The organism is Nonomuraea sp. NPDC050227, assembly GCF_044459705.1.
Taxonomy (GTDB): domain Bacteria; phylum Actinomycetota; class Actinomycetes; order Streptosporangiales; family Streptosporangiaceae; genus Nonomuraea.
The window spans coordinates 287,935-303,189 of the sequence record NZ_JBITJF010000001.1; the positions used below are offsets into that span (position 1 = coordinate 287,935).

The 15,255-nt window shown below is 72.2% G+C and carries 15 protein-coding genes and 1 pseudogene; 4 read left to right on the forward strand and 12 right to left on the reverse strand.

Translation table 11 applies throughout. The features are described 5' to 3' along the window. Nucleotides 1-34 precede the first annotated feature (34 nt). The 3 genes from ACIBK9_RS01630 (at nucleotide 35) to ACIBK9_RS01640 (ending at nucleotide 4,654) form a co-directional block, all read left to right on the forward strand. Nucleotides 35-1,432, forward strand: coding sequence for a glutamate decarboxylase (locus ACIBK9_RS01630; RefSeq protein ID WP_397154360.1), 1,398 nt, complete (start codon nucleotides 35-37; stop codon nucleotides 1,430-1,432). Nucleotides 1,433-1,610: 178 nt separating this feature from the next. Then, nucleotides 1,611-2,345 carry an ABC transporter ATP-binding protein gene (locus tag ACIBK9_RS01635; RefSeq protein ID WP_352320949.1) on the forward strand — a complete coding sequence of 245 codons (735 nt, stop codon included), beginning with the start codon at nucleotides 1,611-1,613 and terminating at the stop codon, nucleotides 2,343-2,345. Further along, entirely contained in the window at nucleotides 2,342-4,654 is a 2,313-nt protein-coding gene (locus tag ACIBK9_RS01640; protein WP_397155874.1) for an FtsX-like permease family protein, read from the forward strand. The genes ACIBK9_RS01635 and ACIBK9_RS01640 overlap by 4 nt, the downstream gene beginning before the upstream one ends. A gap of 51 nt (nucleotides 4,655-4,705) precedes the next feature. Here the strand turns inward: ACIBK9_RS01640 and ACIBK9_RS01645 are convergent, their stop codons facing one another. From ACIBK9_RS01645 to ACIBK9_RS01690, 10 genes and pseudogenes are all read right to left on the reverse strand, one after another. Further along, complete coding sequence (locus tag ACIBK9_RS01645; RefSeq protein WP_397154362.1) at nucleotides 4,706-5,017, reverse strand: gas vesicle protein K; 312 nt, start codon at nucleotides 5,015-5,017, stop codon at nucleotides 4,706-4,708. After that, complete coding sequence (locus tag ACIBK9_RS01650; RefSeq protein WP_358289850.1) at nucleotides 5,001-5,240, reverse strand: gas vesicle protein; 240 nt, start codon at nucleotides 5,238-5,240, stop codon at nucleotides 5,001-5,003. The genes ACIBK9_RS01645 and ACIBK9_RS01650 overlap by 17 nt, the downstream gene beginning before the upstream one ends. Then, nucleotides 5,227-6,021: a GvpL/GvpF family gas vesicle protein gene (locus ACIBK9_RS01655; RefSeq protein WP_397154364.1), complete on the reverse strand. Its 795-nt coding sequence runs from the start codon at nucleotides 6,019-6,021 to the stop codon at nucleotides 5,227-5,229. Before ACIBK9_RS01655 ends, ACIBK9_RS01650 begins: the two co-directional genes overlap by 14 nt. Further along, a complete protein-coding gene (gene gvpJ / locus ACIBK9_RS01660) occupies nucleotides 6,011-6,388 on the reverse strand; it encodes a gas vesicle protein GvpJ (RefSeq protein WP_397155876.1) in 378 nt (125 codons plus the stop codon). The genes ACIBK9_RS01655 and gvpJ (ACIBK9_RS01660) overlap by 11 nt, the downstream gene beginning before the upstream one ends. A 26-nt stretch (nucleotides 6,389-6,414) precedes the next feature. Beyond that, the gene (locus ACIBK9_RS01665; protein WP_397154366.1) at nucleotides 6,415-6,780 is read right to left on the reverse strand and encodes a gas vesicle protein; all 366 of its coding nucleotides are present in this window, start codon (nucleotides 6,778-6,780) and stop codon (nucleotides 6,415-6,417) included. A gap of 44 nt (nucleotides 6,781-6,824) precedes the next feature. Further along, nucleotides 6,825-7,049 (reverse strand): gas vesicle protein GvpG, encoded by a 225-nt coding sequence (locus tag ACIBK9_RS01670; protein WP_397154368.1) that lies wholly within the window; start codon nucleotides 7,047-7,049, stop codon nucleotides 6,825-6,827. A gap of 70 nt (nucleotides 7,050-7,119) precedes the next feature. Next, on the reverse strand, nucleotides 7,120-7,923 hold the full coding sequence (locus ACIBK9_RS01675) for a GvpL/GvpF family gas vesicle protein (protein WP_397154369.1): 804 nt from the start codon (nucleotides 7,921-7,923) through the stop codon (nucleotides 7,120-7,122). A 214-nt stretch (nucleotides 7,924-8,137) separates the two neighbouring features. Beyond that, nucleotides 8,138-8,344: pseudogene (gvpJ, locus tag ACIBK9_RS01680) on the reverse strand (gas vesicle protein GvpJ); the annotation flags it as partial. 56 nt (nucleotides 8,345-8,400) lie between these two features. Next, nucleotides 8,401-9,792: an SRPBCC family protein gene (locus ACIBK9_RS01685; protein ID WP_397154371.1), complete on the reverse strand. Its 1,392-nt coding sequence runs from the start codon at nucleotides 9,790-9,792 to the stop codon at nucleotides 8,401-8,403. After that, the gene (locus tag ACIBK9_RS01690; RefSeq protein WP_397154373.1) at nucleotides 9,789-10,352 is read right to left on the reverse strand and encodes a hypothetical protein; all 564 of its coding nucleotides are present in this window, start codon (nucleotides 10,350-10,352) and stop codon (nucleotides 9,789-9,791) included. Before ACIBK9_RS01690 ends, ACIBK9_RS01685 begins: the two co-directional genes overlap by 4 nt. A gap of 1,075 nt (nucleotides 10,353-11,427) precedes the next feature. Between ACIBK9_RS01690 and ACIBK9_RS01695 the strand changes: the two genes are divergently transcribed. Further along, complete coding sequence (locus tag ACIBK9_RS01695) at nucleotides 11,428-11,772, forward strand: nuclear transport factor 2 family protein (protein WP_358289875.1); 345 nt, start codon at nucleotides 11,428-11,430, stop codon at nucleotides 11,770-11,772. Between the two features lie 200 nt (nucleotides 11,773-11,972). Here ACIBK9_RS01695 and ACIBK9_RS01700 read toward each other — a convergent pair whose 3' ends face one another. Both ACIBK9_RS01700 and ACIBK9_RS01705 read right to left on the reverse strand, forming a co-directional pair. Then, nucleotides 11,973-12,635 carry a DUF4097 family beta strand repeat-containing protein gene (locus tag ACIBK9_RS01700; RefSeq protein WP_397155878.1) on the reverse strand — a complete coding sequence of 221 codons (663 nt, stop codon included), beginning with the start codon at nucleotides 12,633-12,635 and terminating at the stop codon, nucleotides 11,973-11,975. 195 nt (nucleotides 12,636-12,830) lie between these two features. Next, a complete protein-coding gene (locus ACIBK9_RS01705; protein WP_397154375.1) occupies nucleotides 12,831-15,113 on the reverse strand; it encodes an SCO7613 C-terminal domain-containing membrane protein in 2,283 nt (760 codons plus the stop codon). Nucleotides 15,114-15,255 lie beyond the last annotated feature (142 nt).

A 15,255-nucleotide genomic window follows, 5' to 3' on the forward strand; every position in this document is an offset into this window, starting at 1 on the left:
CGACATCACAGAACTCATCGAGAAGGTGAAGCTCATGCTCAGACGAGTCGAATCCGACCGGTGGCAGGAAGCGCTCGATGTCAACCCCCTCTACAACGGCCTGGTGCCCGAGGGCGGCGTGCCGCGCTTCAAGATGCCGGCCAGCCCGATGAACCCCAGCGCGGCCCAGGCGCTCATCCGTGACGAGCTCCTTCTCGACGGCAACGCCCGGCTCAACCTTGCCACGTTCTGCACCACCTGGATGGAGCCGCAGGCCCGCGAGCTCATCGCCGAAACCCTCGACCGCAACATCGTCGACCACGACCAGTACCCGCAGACGGCCGACATCGAGGCGCGCTGCGTCAACATGCTCGACCATCTGTGGAACGATCCAAACGGCGTCAGCGTCGGCTGCTCCACGGGCGGCTCCAGCGAGGCGGCCATGCTCGGCGCGCTGGCGATGAAGTTCCAGTGGCGCGAGCGGCGCCGGGCGGCCGGGCTGCCCGTCGACCGGCCCAACCTCGTGATGGGCACCGCCGTCCACACCTGCTGGCCGAAGTTCTGCCAGTACTGGGACGTCGAGCCGCGCTGGATCCCGATCGAGGAGCCGGCCTACACGCTGTCCGCCTCCCGGCTCAGGGAGTTCTGCGACGAGAACACCATCGGCGTCGTCGGCGTGCTCGGCTCCACGCAGTGCGGCAAGTACGACCCGATCGAGCAGATGTCGGCCGAACTCGACCGGCTGGAGGCCGAGCGCGGCCTGAAGATCCCGCTGCACGTCGACGCCGCCGTGGGCGGTTTCATCACCCCGTTCCTGGAGCCCGACCGGGTGTGGGACTTCCGGCTCCCCCGGGTGCAGTCGATCAACACCTCGGGGCACAAGTTCGGCCTGGTGTACCCGGGCGTCGGCTGGATCGTCTGGCAGGAGCCCGACGCGCTGCCCGAAGACCTGGTGCTCTCCTGCGACCTGCTCGGCGGCAACATCGACACCTTCACGCTCAACTTCTCCCGCTCCGGCGCGCCGGTGGTCGCCCAGTACTACAACTTCCTGCGGCTCGGCTTCGACGGCTACCGCGCCGTCCAGCAGACCTGCCGGGACGTGGCGACCTACCTCGGCGACGAGATCGCCAAGCTGCCCGAGCTCTCGCTCATCGCCGACGGCTCGGAACTGCCGGTGCTCGCCGTCCGGACCGCTCCCGGTTTCGACGGCTTCACCGTCTTCGACCTGGCCGAACGACTGAAGATGCACGGCTGGCAGGCCCCGACGTACTACCTGCCGCCCAACCTGGAGCACATCGCCGTCATCCGCTTCGTCATCCGCAACGGCTTCAGCCAGGACATCGCGGCCAAGCTGCTGGCGAACCTGCGTACCGAGGTCGAGTACCTGCGTGACAACCGGGTTCCGCGGCCGCGGACGTCCGCCGAGCAGCCAGGCGTGCCGACCGGAAGGTAAGTCGGCGGTCCCGCTAAAGGGCGATCCCCAGGTCTGGGGGTCGCCCTTCTCGTCGGTCGTCCGCGAGCTGTCCAGGGCCCGGAGAAATATGACTAAATGTCCGGATCATGAGGACGTCATGAGTGATCGGTGATCGCGTCTCTGGTCGGCGTACGCGCAGGCCAGCAGGCTTGTACCCATGACGGACGTGGTGCGGTTGGACGCCGTGAGCAAGGTGTACGGCAAGGGCCAGGGCGCGGTGGCGGCCCTGCGTGAGGTGTCGGTGGGCATCCCGCAAGGGTCGTTCACCGCGGTGATGGGCCCCTCGGGGTCGGGCAAGAGCACGTTCCTGCACTGCGCGGCCGGCCTGGACGTGCCGTCGTCCGGCTCGGTGCGGCTCGGCGGCACGGAACTGTCGGGCATGGACGAGACCGGCCTGACCGAGCTGCGCAGGCAGCGGATCGGGTTCGTGTTCCAGGCGTTCAACCTGATCCCGGCGCTGGACGTCGTCGAGAACATCACGCTCCCCCTGCGCCTGGCCAAGGCCCGCGTGGACCGCGACTGGCTGGCGGAGATCCTGCGCCGGGTCGGCCTGGAGGGCCGGACCGGGCACCGGCCCGCGCAGCTCTCGGGCGGCCAGCAGCAGCGGGTGGCCATCGCCAGGGCGCTGGTCACCAGGCCGGAGGTGGTGTTCGGCGACGAGCCGACGGGCGCGCTGGACACGATGACCGCCCGCGACGTGCTGAGGCTGCTGCGCGAGGTGGTGGACGGTCTGGGCCAGACGGTGGTGATGGTGACGCACGACCCGGTGGCCGCCTCGTACGCCGACACCGTGCTGTTCCTGGCCGACGGCCGGATCGTGGACGCGATGACCGCGCCGACCGCCGACAAGGTGGCCGAGCGCATGACCAGGCTGGGAGCGTGGACGCGATGATCACCTTGGCGTTGAGGACGTTGCGGCACAGGAAGGCCGCGTTCGCCGGCGCGTTCTTCGCGCTGCTGTGCGCCGCCGCCCTGGTGTGCGCGTGCCTGATGTTGCTGGAGACCGGCCTGCGCGGCGGCGTCGCCCCCGAGCGGTACGCCGGCGCCCCCGCGATCGTGGCCGCCGACCAGTACGTGCGCCAGACCGTCGACAAGGGCGACGGCAAGAGCAAGACCAAGGCCAAGCCCCTGACGGAACGCGCCTGGCTGCCCGAGTCGGTCGTGGCGGCGATCCGGGCCGACAAAGTGATCCCCGAGGTGACGTTCCCCTTCGGCGGCTTCACCGGGCACGGCTGGGAGTCGGCCGCGCTCACCCCGTTCACCATCGCGAAGGGACGCGAGCCGAAATCGGCGGGCGAGGTCGTCGTCGACGCGCGCGCCGGGCTCGACGTGGGCGCCGAGCTGCGCGGACACCGCGTGGTGGGCGTCACCGCGCAGGCGCTGCCGAGCCAGGACACCGTCTTCTTCAGCACCGCCGAGGCCCGCCGCCTGGCCGGTCACCCCGGCAGGGTCAGCGCGGTCGGCGTGTTCCCCGGCCTGGACCGGGCGCCCGAGGGCGCGGTGGTCTACACGGGCGACGAGCGCGGCAGGCTGGAGTTCCTGGACGCCGAGCAGGCGCGGGTCAAGCTGATCAGCATGGGCGGCGCGCTGGCCGGCACGTCGCTGCTGGTCGCGATCCTGGTCGTGATGGGCACGTTCGCGCTGTCCATCCAGCAGCGGCAGCGCGAGCTGGCCCTGCTGCGCGCCGTGGCGGCCACTCCCCGGCAGGTGCGCAAGCTGGTGGGCGGCGAGGCGCTGCTGGTCGCCGGGGCAGCCGGGGTGCTGGGCGCGGCGGCGGGCATCGGGGTCGGGTTCTGGCTGCGCGCCCAGTTCGTCTCGCTCGGGACGGTCCCCGCCAACCTCGGCCTGGTGGTCAGCCCGTTCCCACCGCTGGCCGCGCTGCTGGCCACGGTCGGCGCCGCCTGGGTCGCGGCCCGCGTGTCGGCCCGCCGGCTGACCAGGATCCGGCCGGTGGAGGCCCTGGGCGAGGCGGTCCTGGACAGCGGCAGGGTGGCCCGGTGGCGGCTGGTGGCCGGGCCGCTGGCCCTGGCCGGCGCGGTGACGCTGACGGTGGTCCTGTCGAGCCTGCGCACCGAGGCGGCGGCCACGCCCGTGACGATGCTGACCGCGCTGGTCTGGACGATCGCGCTGACGCTGCTCGGCCCGCTGGTCGCACGGGTGGCCGCGGCGGTGTTGTCGGTCCCGCTGCGGGCCTCCCGCGTGGGCGGCTTCCTGGCCGCGCGCAACCTGCGCGCCAACTCGGGGTCGCTGGCCTCGGTGTTGTCCCCGCTGACCCTGATGATCGCGATGACCTGCACGATCCTCTTCGTCCAGACCACGATGGGCCACGCCGCGCAGGAGCAGGCCGACGCGGGCACCCGCGCCGAGTACGTCGTGACCGGCGTCTCCGCCGCCGAGGCGGCCAGGGTTCCCGGCGTCGAGGCCGTCACCCGGGTGCTGCGCACGACCGTCCGGTCCGGCCTGGACAAGTACGGCGCGCAGGCGGTCACCTACGACGACCGCACGATGGACCTGGGCATCGTCGCCGGCTCGATGAAGGACGTGGCCGTCAGCTCGACCGCCGCCGAGCGGCTGGGCGTCGGGGTGGGCGACCCGCTGAAGCTGACGCTGGGCGACGGCACCCCCGCGACGGTGACGGTCAGCGCGGTGTACACCCGCGGGCTGGGCTTCGGCGACCTGACGTTGCCGTACGACCTGGTGGCGGGCCACGTGGACGAGCCCGCGGCGTCCCTGCTGGTCAAGGCGCCAAGGCTGACCGTGGACGCCCTGGCCGGGGCGCTGCCCGGGGCGTCGGTGCTGGACCGGGCGCGGGCCGCCGAGGTGAGCGCGTCGAATCCGCAGGCCACGTTCGTGGCGCTGGGCCTGATCATCGCCTTCACCGCGATCGCCGTGGTGAACACGCTGGCCATGGCCACCTCGGCCCGCTCGGGTGAGATGCGCGCGCTGCGCCTGGCCGGCACGACGCGACGGCAGGTGCTGCTCATGCTGCGGCTGGAGACGCTGGGCGCGGTGGTCACCGCCGTCGTGCTCGGCACCGGGGCCGCGCTGGTGACGCTGGCCGCGTTCGGGGCGGGGATGACCGGGTCCGCGGTGCCGTACGTGCCGGTGGGGACGTACGCGGCGGTGGTCGGGGCGGCGGCCGTGCTGGCCCTGGCGGCCACCGTCCTGCCCGCCCGGCTCACGATGCGCTCGGCGGCGTGAGCGGACGGTCAGTCCGCCGGGCGCGCGGGGTGCCCACGAAGCCCGAGGCGGTCAGTCCGTCGGGAGCAGGGTGCCGAGGGGGCCGAGGTCGAGGTTGAGGTCGGCGGGCGTCAGCCCGAACCGGTCGCACAACTCGGCCATGGCCTCCTCCAGCCGCATGAGGGTCAGCCCCACCGCCTCCAGCTGCTCCCCGGTCAGGTCGCCGTTGTCCATCCGCCGGACGCACTGGCGTTCCACCAGCTGGCGGATCAGCTCGACCAGCGTCAGCACGAGACGGCTCAGGTCGTGCTGCACCGAGTCGGCGTCCGTCTCCAGCCGCCACTCGCCGGGTCTGGCCACCCGCCCGTCAGTCTGGCTCGTCATGTCGCATCCCTCCCTCGACCGCGTCGCCCTCGCGCACGCTGACCAGCAGGGCCCGCAGCGAGATCCGTACCAGGTCGATGCCGGAGATGGACAGCACGAGGTCGCCGGTCACCACCGCCCCACCCGCCAGCAGGCGGTCCAGCAGATCGACGAGCGCCACCCGCTGGTCGGGCAGGCGGCCCTGGGCGGCGAGCCGGGCTCCTCTCGGCTCAGGAGGCGTCACCGCGGGCCGCCTCACCGTCCTGGTCGAGGGCGGCGAAGGAGTAGGGCGCCCACGGGCCGACGAGCTCCACGGTGACCCCTCGATCGGCGACGTCCTCGATCACCCGCGCGAACTCGGCGGCGCGTGCGTCGTCCACCAGGTAGGCGCCGTTGAGGACCATCTGCTCCCGCCGTCCGGACAGCTGCGGGTCCTGGGCTCGGTGGCATCTGCCGACGACGGCGACGTCCATCAGCGCCTCGTGCACGGCCCGGGCCTGCTCGGCGGCCTGGCGCCAGTCGGCCTCCCGGCTGCGCAGGGCAGCCCGGCGGCGGTTCAGGTAGGCCGCCCCGGGCGTCGCGTCCTGCGTCGCGCCCTGTGGGTCGGCCGCCGGCTCCGCCCCGCCGGGAACGGCGTACGCCTTGACGCCCCACTCCCGCCGGCCGGCCACCCGCGCCAGCACCGCGTCGAACTGTTCGTGCCGCTCGTCGAGCAGCTCCCGGACCTGCGCCTCTCCCGTGTAGACGGTGACCAGCCGCACCGGCGCCGTGGGCCTGAGAGCGGCGACGGCCTCCACCACCCGGTGGTGGGCGCGCGCGGTCTCCTCCAGCCAGGCGAGGTCCTCCATCGAGCGGCGCAGCGCCTCCTCGCCGAACTCCGCCAGCGAGACGGTGCTGAGGAACGCGGCCAGACCCCGGTGCGCGAGACGGCGCACGGGCGCCCCCGCCACCCCCGCCAGGCCGTCAGGCCCCTCGCCCTCGTCGCGGGTGACCGCGTAAAGGTAGACGCCCTGGTCAGTGGCCACGCTCGACCGCCTCAGGCACTTGGCCGGGCGCGTGCCCGGTCGCGGCGCCGCCTTCCACCACCCGGGCGGACACCATCTCCTCAAGGGCCGCGAGACGGCGGCGCAGCTTGCGGTTCTCCTTCGCCAGCTCCTGGGTGTCGCCGGTGAGCCACGGGTCGTGCTCCCACCAGTCGATGCCCATCTCGCGGGCCGTGTCGACCGAGGCGATGAGCAGGCGCAGCTTGATCGTCAGCAGCTCGATGTCGAGCAGGTTCACCTGGATGTCGCCGGCGATCACCACGCCCCGGTCGAGCACCCGTTCCAGGATGTCGCCGAGGTTGGCCGACTCGCGGCCGCCGGAGGCCGGCTGGTACGACGCCCCGGGCATGTACGGGCTCGACCGCACGTTGGCGCTCACCGCGAGCCCTCGGCGAGGTCGCCGCTGCCGCGCTTGTACCGGCGCACCCGTCGGTAGGACAGGAGGCCGCCCGACATGTCGAGTTCGAGCTCGTACAGGGCCAGGGTGTCACCGGAGGACGGGATCCGGCGGTCCTCCACGATCTCCACGCCGACCAGCCATCCGTCCTCGGCCGGCTCGACCCGCGTGACGCTCTCGGCCTCCTTGCCGGTCAGCTCGGTCATCATCCGCAACCCGACCCCGGCCACCTCGGCGGCCGGCATGTCCGCCGGACGCGTGCGAGGCGGCCCCTCGCCGCCGGTTCCCGCATGCCCTGTCGTCCCCGGCACGCGCTTGTGCTCGGTCTCCTGCCTGGCAGGCACCACATCACCCCCGTACTCCCCTGGTGCGGCCCCCCGCTAGCGCCTCACCAGCCGACCATCCCCCGCAAGATCTCCTCCACCGCCCGGTCCTCCTCCTCCGCGGAGATCCGGCCGTCGGCCCTGGCCTGCTCCACCGCCTCCAGACGGCGCCGGACCACGGCCGGGTCGTGCAGCTCGCGCTCGACCTGGTCGCGCATGAGCTCGCCGAGCTTGACGACCGCGTAGAGCGGCATGAGTGGCCAGCCAAAAAGCAACGTCCCCAGTCCCAAGGATGTTCACTCCTCCCGGGTGCCCGCGTCCGTGCCGGCGCGGTCAGCTCGTGCCGACGAAGCCGTACGGTCAGCTCGTGCCGACGAAGTCGTACGGCGCCATCGGGCCCAGCAGCCGCAGCTCGACGCGTCCCGACCAGCGGCGGGCCAGCTCGTCCACGGCCTGTTCGAACTCTGACCGCCGGTCGTTCGCCACCAGCGCGGCCACGTGCGCGGCGTCCCGTTCGTGGGAGGGCTCGCGCACGGCCAGCTGTTCGCAGACGTCGGAGAGCTCGTCCACCACCGTCGCGGTGTCGGCCTCGCGCTTGTCCGCGATCGTGCCCTCGATGATCTCGCCGAGCCGCATGCGCTCGTTGCGCGTCGCGTCCTCCGAGCGGCCGGTGATCTGCTGCCGGAGGCTCTCGGCCTCGCCGTTCTCGCGCAGGATCTCGGTCAGGATCGCCCGCTCGTCGTACCGGCCGTTGACGACGTACTGCGTCCGGCCCTCCACCTCCTGAAGGGCGTCGGCGAACTGGTCGTGGTAAGGCTTCAGCAGCTCCTCCAGCACGGCCTCGGAGTTCGTCAGCACCGCCCCGAAGCGGAACGGCAGCACCGGCACCTCCGCCGCGGTCTGGTCGAGCAGCCGCTGGTGCGCCTGAAGGTCGCGCGGGCGGCCGAGCGGGCGGTCCGGCTCGACGTCGCTCACCAGAGCGGCGACCTGGCCGAACGGCACCAGCCGCACGTCCCCGCCGGGATCCCCCACCCCCTTGGTCCCGGGCTCCACCTCGACGTCCATCGGTACGATCCCGTACACGTAGGACGCGTAGCCGTTCATGCTCGGCTGCGCCCTGTCCTCGGACCCGGCGGCCTCCGCGGCCTCTCTGTGTGGCGACATCTCAGTCATCCTCTCTACGACGTGCCCGGCGCGGCTCTTCCTCGCGGTCCACGACCTCACCCGTGAGCTCCTGCAACTCGTCGGGCTCGTCGGAGGCGGCCTCCAGCTCCCCGGCGTCAGGCTGGCTCGCCTGGCCGACGGCCCTGGCCGCCGTCACGCCCTCGACGACCTCCGGCAGACCCTTCTCGGTGGCCGACAGGTCGAGGCGGTTGGCCGCCTCCGCGAAGCGCAGGTAGGTGTCCACGCTGGCCACGACGATCCGGGTGTCGATCGTCAGCACCTCGATGCCGACGAGCGAGACCCGGACGAAGGCGTCGATGACGAGGCCCTTGTCGAGGATGGTGTCGATGACGTCCGCCAGACTTGTCCCCGCGGTGCCGCTGCTGGCCGGTGTACCGCGACCGGCAGGCTGAACGGTCATGTCGTTCCCCCTGGTTCTGGGTGGCCGGGCCCTCGGCGACAGGCCCTGACGAGTGGCTACTCGGCTCGGATCCGGCGCCGGCGTACCGGGCGATCCTGCTCGGCGGACCGGCGGGTGGGCGCTCCGGCGCGACGCCGCGCCACGGCCGGAGCCGCGGGACGCTCCTCTTCCTCCTCTTCCTCTTCTTCTTCCTCTTCGGGCTCCTCGAACTCTCCCTCTTCCTCCTCGAACTCCCCTTCTTCTTCCTCGGGCTCCTCCTCTTCTTCCTCTTCCTCCTCCTCGGGCTCCTCTTCGTACTCCTCCTCGGGCTCTTCGGCTTCCGCCCGCTCGCCCTCCTCGGGCTCTTCCGCTTCCGCCCGCTCGCCCTCCTCGGGCTGCTGCTCCTCGGCTTCCTGCTGCTCCCGCTCCTCCTGGACGGCGGTCTCGTGATCCTTGACGACCTGACTGTCGCGGATCTCGCCGCGCCAGCCCTCCAGCTCGTCGGGCTTCAGCAGCAGGTGCGCCATCACGTGCCGTCTGAAGTGCTTGAGCTCCAGGCGTACGCGCCGGCCCTGGGCGCGCCACAGGTTGCCGGTGCGCTCGAACAGGCCCTGCGGGTGGTACTCCAGCACGACCAGGACCCGGGTCAGGTCAGGCGAGACCTCATGGAAGGTCACCGCTCCGTCGACATACCCCTTCGCTCCCTCGGACCGCCAGATGATCCGCTGGTCGGGGATCTGCTCGATGATGTGCGCCTTCCAGGTCCGGTGCGACCAGAAGACCTGGGCCTTCCAGGACACCTCCTCGTCGGACTCCTGGTTGATGGTCTCGACCTTCTTCATGAAGGTCGGGAAGTCCTGGAACTGGGTCCACTGGTCGTACACCAGGCGCCGGGGCGCACCGACGTCGATCGACTCGACGATGTTGGTGATCTTCGCGTGGCCGGCTTTCCCGCCGCCACGGCCGGTGATCTTCTGCCAGATGCCCTTGAGGCCGCCCTTGAGGCCTCCCTTGATGCCTCCCTTCAGACCTCCTGTGAGACCGCCTTTCAGCGCTCCGCTCATGAAGCCGGGCTTGTCCGAGCCCGTGACCGCGCTCATCAAGCCCTTTCCGCCGTGTTCGACGTAATCGGTGAGCCGGCCGGTCAGTCCGTCGAGCTTGTCCCCGGCGGAGGACAACACGCGCGTGCCCGCCGCCTGCAGGAGTCCCTGCGCGGACTGCACGAGCCGGTCCATCGGCAGGTTGTCGGCGATGCCCTGGCCGGCCTCCCCGGCCTTCCCCGCGACGTCCCCTGCCTTGCCGGTGACGTCCCCGGCCTTACCGGTCACGTCCCCTGCCTTGCCGGTGACGTCCTCGACCGTGCCCGTCGCGGCCTGACCGGCTCGACGGGCCGTTCCGGCGGCCTTGCCCAGGGCTTCCCCGCCGCTTCCGGTCGCCGTCCTCTTCGCTGCATCAGCCACCGCACTCACCTCCGTGACTGGCCGACCCGCCGGACAGGACGTGTCCGCCGCTGCCCTCTGTGACCCTCATGACCCTCATGACCCTCTTGACCCTCGGGCCTGCGTCTGGCCTGCTCCGGCGCCTCGGGTTCCTCTTCGTCCTCGTCCTCCTGGTAGCGATCGTTTTCGTCGTACTCCTCCTCGCCGTAGTCGGCTTCCTCGTCCCTGGGCGCCTGCCGCTTCGTGGGCTGCGGCTCGGCTTCTTCTTCCTGCGCGGTCCCGGACTTCTCCCCACGCTCCTGGAGCTTGTGGGTCAGGGAGTCGATCTGCTTGGTGGCCGCGGAGATCACCGCCGCCTTGCCGACTTCCATGAGTTCGCCGCGAAGGCGGCCGGTCATCCGCTGAATCTCGGGATTGGAGCCGAGGGTCTTGACGCCCTGCGCCAGCAGGCCACCAGCCCCACCCTGGCCGCAGCTGGCGCGTCCCGCCAGCCCGGCCGCCGCCAGCGCCGCGGCCGTGCGCAACTTGTGGCGCCTGCCGAGGTAGTACCCGGCGAGTACGGCAAAGGCCATCTGCAATCTGCTCGACATGGTCAGCTCTCCTTCCGCTCGCTCACCATCTCGACCCGCACCGGAGTCCAGTGCGCGGTCCAGTGCGCGGTCCAGTGCGCGCGGACAGACCCCGAACACGCCGACGCCTGCTCGCCGCGGCTTGACCTACCCGGAAAACCGACAAAGCACCCAATTGGCGAAAAACGGGACAGGGAGTTGGTGTGTGGGCGCGAATCCAAGCCGACCCATCAGGGCGTGTTTAGCCTCGCCTGCCCCCGGGCTCAGGCGAGCGGAAGCGTCAGGACCTGGGCCCGACCTGCCCAAGGATCCGCCAACTCCCGAACCGGAGTGCTTGCGTCGAGCGTCATACGGGCCAGACGGCAACCGTCTGAGCGTGATCTCGGAGGCGACCATGAACGACCTGCCATCTTCCGTGTTCATCCGTCCGGCCCCATCCCGGTCCGCGGCGCGCGGCAAGGGCGTCCTTCCGCCGTCCGCGCTCTTCCGGGGATCGCCGCTCGCCCCTCGGAGGCGTTTCGGCCACGTCTTCGTCGTCATCGCGGTCGCCCTCTCGCTCGGGACGGGCGTGTTCGTCGGATTCACGGTCAGCCGTGGGCTGCAGGATGAAGCTCAGGGGCGCGGGCCGGCGGGCGTCGCGAGGGCGGCCGTCCCGCAGGCGGCTCCGTCCACGCCTTCCCGGCCACCGGCCGCCCAACCGGCCCACCCGGTCGTCACACGGCCGAAGACGGCGGCGAAACACACAGCGAAGCACACGGCGAGGAAGCCGCAGCACACGAAGAGGCGGAGGCACCACCACTCGCCGTGCGCCAGGTTCGAGGGGTTGCGGGCGCGCGTGTGCCACACGATCTTCCGCTGACTCTTGAGCTTGTCAATTCGAGGCCGAAGGGCTGGTCAGCCGCCGCCTGGACCCGGCGGACAACCGCTACACGCTGTCCGCGCTCACCCCCGCCGGCGAACGATGCGCGGCCGACCTCGACCGCTCGCACCAGGCGTACCAGGAGCGGCTCCTCGACGGCGTCCCGCCGCACCAGCGGGACCTCGTCCTGGACGCCCTGCGCCGCGTCCGCGCGAACATGACCGAACGGGAGAGCCGATGACCGAGGACGCACGGGCCGCGGCCCACCGCATGTACGCCGCCTTCAACGCCCGCGACCACGCCGCCACGACGGAGATCTTCGCGGCGGACTTCCACAGCCACCCCCTGGGCACGACCGGCCCCGACAGCGTCTCCCAGGCGTGGCGACGGTTCCACGAGGCGTTCCCCGAGGTCCAGGTGGTCGTCGAGGACCTGATCGTCGAGGGGGACACGGTCGCCGTCCGCACGAGCGTGCACGGCATTCCCGACCGGGAGCCACCGACCATGCTGGAGATGTTGCGGGTGCGCGACGGACGGATCGCCGAACTGTGGGGCCTGTCCTCGCTGCGACGCGACTCCTGAGCCCGGCCTTCCCCGCAACGCAGAAGAGGCCCCGAAGGGCCTCTGACCTGCTGTTGGAACCGGCGGCCTGCGCAAGGTCCCGAGCTCGCGCGGGCTTGGCCGACAGTTTCACAGTCCCGCCGGATGAGCGCTCTGACCTGTGGCTTCTTCCTGAGGGCGGTTCCGGCGGGTTGGCCCGCCCTCTCGTCGGAAGCCGGGGGTCACAGGCTGCGGGCGGTGATGTCGCCGTTGGAGGTGGTGGCGTGGATGTCGAGCTCGACGGTGCCGTCGTTCTTGAGTGCGTTGGTGACGCGGCCGTGGCTGGTGCCGGCGTCCAGGGCCGCCGAGACGCCGTTGGCGGCGGTGATCGAGATGTCGCCGGACTGGGTGCTGAGCACGACCTTGCCGCCCGCGGCCTCGGCGATCCGGATGTCCCCGCGTGCGGTGCTGATCTCCGCGGGGCCGCCCAGCCGGCCGACCTCGACGTCGCCGTCGACCGCCGTGAGGCGGAGGCTCGCGGCCTCCTCGATCTCGATCCGGCTGTACGCGCCTTCGAAGGCGACGTCGCCGAGGCGTCCGGTGGTCCGCAGCTCGGCGCTGGCCGCCTTGGCCTCGACGCGGGAGCCGGCGGGCAGCTGGACCGTCACCTCGATCGACCCGGACGGGCCGAGGATCTGGCTCTTCGCCGTGGTCGCGATCCGCAGGACGCCGTCGGCGTAGTCGACCGTGGTCTGCTCCGCCGCCTGCACGTCGCGGCTCTTCGAGGCGTTGGCGGGCCGGACCTCGACCGTGGTGTCGCTCCGGTCGTCCGCCACGAACTGCACGCGTCCGGCGGGGATGTCGAGGACGACGCGGACGGGGGCGGGGGTGGTGAACTGCATGATGCTCTCCTGCGAGTGGTGGTCTCCGACGCCCGCCCCTGGAGGGACGGGCACTTGGCCCGCTTCGCGGCCCTGGGGCCGCATCGCTGAACCGTTCATGGGTCAACCATCGCGGGCCGCTCTGATACCGCGCCGTCACCGCCCTGACATGGCCGCTGACATCCGGCAGGACGCGGACGGCCCCGCCGCCCTGCGGCCTCAGCCCATCGTCGCGAGGGTGTCGCGCAGCCGGCGCAGGTCGCGCATGCGGGCCTCGTACGTCGCCCCGACCACCACGAGCAGCAGGCCGCCCACGGCGATCGGCACCCAGCGCGGCACCGCGAGGAACAGCTCCGACACGTACGGGGCCAGTTCCCGCACCACGACCCCGGCGACCACGACCGCGCCGATCGACGTGGGCGCCTGGAGCTTGGACCGGACCCCGGCGAGCAGCACCGCCAGCGCCAGCACGCCGAGCGCCAGCGACCGCCGCCATTCGGCGTCCGAGTACACCGCCACCAGGCTGGGCAGCATCGTGAAGGAGAGACCCGCCCCGTAGGCGGCCCACGACGTGACCGCCGCGCCGCGCCGCCGCCACCAGCCGGATCCCAGCAGCACCACCGAGCACGGCACGGTGTACGCCTCGACGACGGTGACCTCGTCCGCCCCCAGCCGCAGCCACGACGCCAGCAGCAGCAGAACGGCGCCGGCGTACCTGAGACCGGTCCCGCCGCTCCGGCTGGCCGGGCCCGTCCACAGCGACATGAGCAGCACCAGCACCCCCGCCACGGCGAACCCCATGCTCCCCGCGACCAGCAGGCGCACGCCCAGCGAGAGCCCCGCCGCCACCGCCTCCAGGCCGAGGAACAGGGCGGCGAAGCCGGCTCCCCAGAGCCGGAGCTCCTTCGGCCTGGCCGACAGCGCCATCGCGGCGGCCGCCGCCGCCAGGATCGGCAGCACGATCAGCGTCGCGGGCTCGCTGCCGAACGCGTACGCCGCCGCCCGTACCGAGACGGGAGCGGCGACGAGCGCGCAGGCCACCGCCCACCAGGGCGTCCGGCCACGGGTGGCGGCCACCGCGAGTGCGACGGCCGACGCCGCCTGCACCGCCGTCGCGACCGGGTAGGGCATCCCGAAGGCTTGGGGGGCGACCGCGATCGCGAGCACTCCGGCCACCAACGCCCCGGCCGCCGCCACCTTGACCAACCACCCACCAGTGCCGCGCCCGGCCGCCGCGAGGAGGGCGGCCGCCGGTATGGTCAGGACCACCACGTCCACCGGCGACGCCATCTCGAACGGCGGCCACTCCCGCCCGTTCCAGGCGCCCGTCCAGAGGACGTCCAGCCAGGCGAACGGCGCCGCCAGAGTGACCACGAGCCGGGGCAGCACTGTCAGCATGGTCAGCAGCGCCACCAGCCCGCCGGTGCCCATGACCGCCGCCCGTACCCGCCGCCAGGGCAACCGGCAGGCGGCGAGCACCACCCCGAGCGCCGGGACGAGGTAGGCCAAGGGACGCCAGTCCATGCCCGGACCGTCCAGCATCGGTTGCGCCAGCGCCGCCGGCACGGCGATCAGCGTGAGCGCGGTCCCGACGGCGACCGCGGAGCCCCAGATCTCCCTCCCGGCGTCGCCCCGCCTGGCCAGCAGCCAGGTCACCCACCCGCCGAGCAGCACCAAGGCGACCAGCGGCACCGACCTGACCAGCGCCTGACCGACGGAAGGCGATCCCAGCGCGTACGGCACGCCGCTCAGCAGGGCGAGGACCGCGACCGCGCTGCCGGTCGAGGCGCCCGTCACCCGCACCGCCCCCCGGCCGCGGCGGACCAGGGCAACGTCCAGCGCCGCCGTCGTCACCAGCGCGGCCACCAGCCAGGTCACCGGCCAGTCTCCGACCAGCAGCGCCAGGACCGGCTGCGCCAGCACCACGGCGACGGGAGCAGGCCCGCGAAGCCGGGTGATCCGGGCATAGGCCACCAGGATCAGCGCGGTGAGCCCGAACACGCCCGCCGTGTACTGCAACGCGTCGAGGGAGTCCACCCCGAGGAGTCCCACCCGCCTGGCCGCGTAGCCGTCGAGCAGCAGCAACGCGACCGCGAACCCGGCCATGGTCTCGGCCGTCGCGGTGAGCCTGCGCCGGATCAGCACGACCGGCGCCAGCATCACCAGCGCGGTGAACGCGGCCAGCACGGCCGCGCGCCCGCCTATGCCCAGCTGGCCCCAGCTCACCACGGTGAACACCGCCGCCGCCACCGTCAGCAGCAGACCACCGAGGATGAGCAGGACATTCTTCGCGGTACCCGCGGAGACCTCCGGCCTCGCCGCGCCGGGGCCCGCACCCCCGGATCCGGCCGCCACCCCCGGATACGGCGGCAACGCGCCCGCCTCTGGGGGACCCGCCGCACCGGCGCTCGCCGCTTCCGCACGTAAGGCGCCGAGCAGTTCCGTACGGCGGGCCTGCAACCCGGCGAGCTGGTCCCCCAAGCTGGCGAGAGCCTGATCCACCTGCCAGAGCTCATGCGCGACGGGGCCCTGCAGAGGCAGCGCACACCCCGGGCAGCTGGAAACCGGCTCCTGAAGCCCGGCCCCGGACAACATCACCCCGCAGTCCGGACACTTCATATTTCCCTGCACCGACACTCCGTTT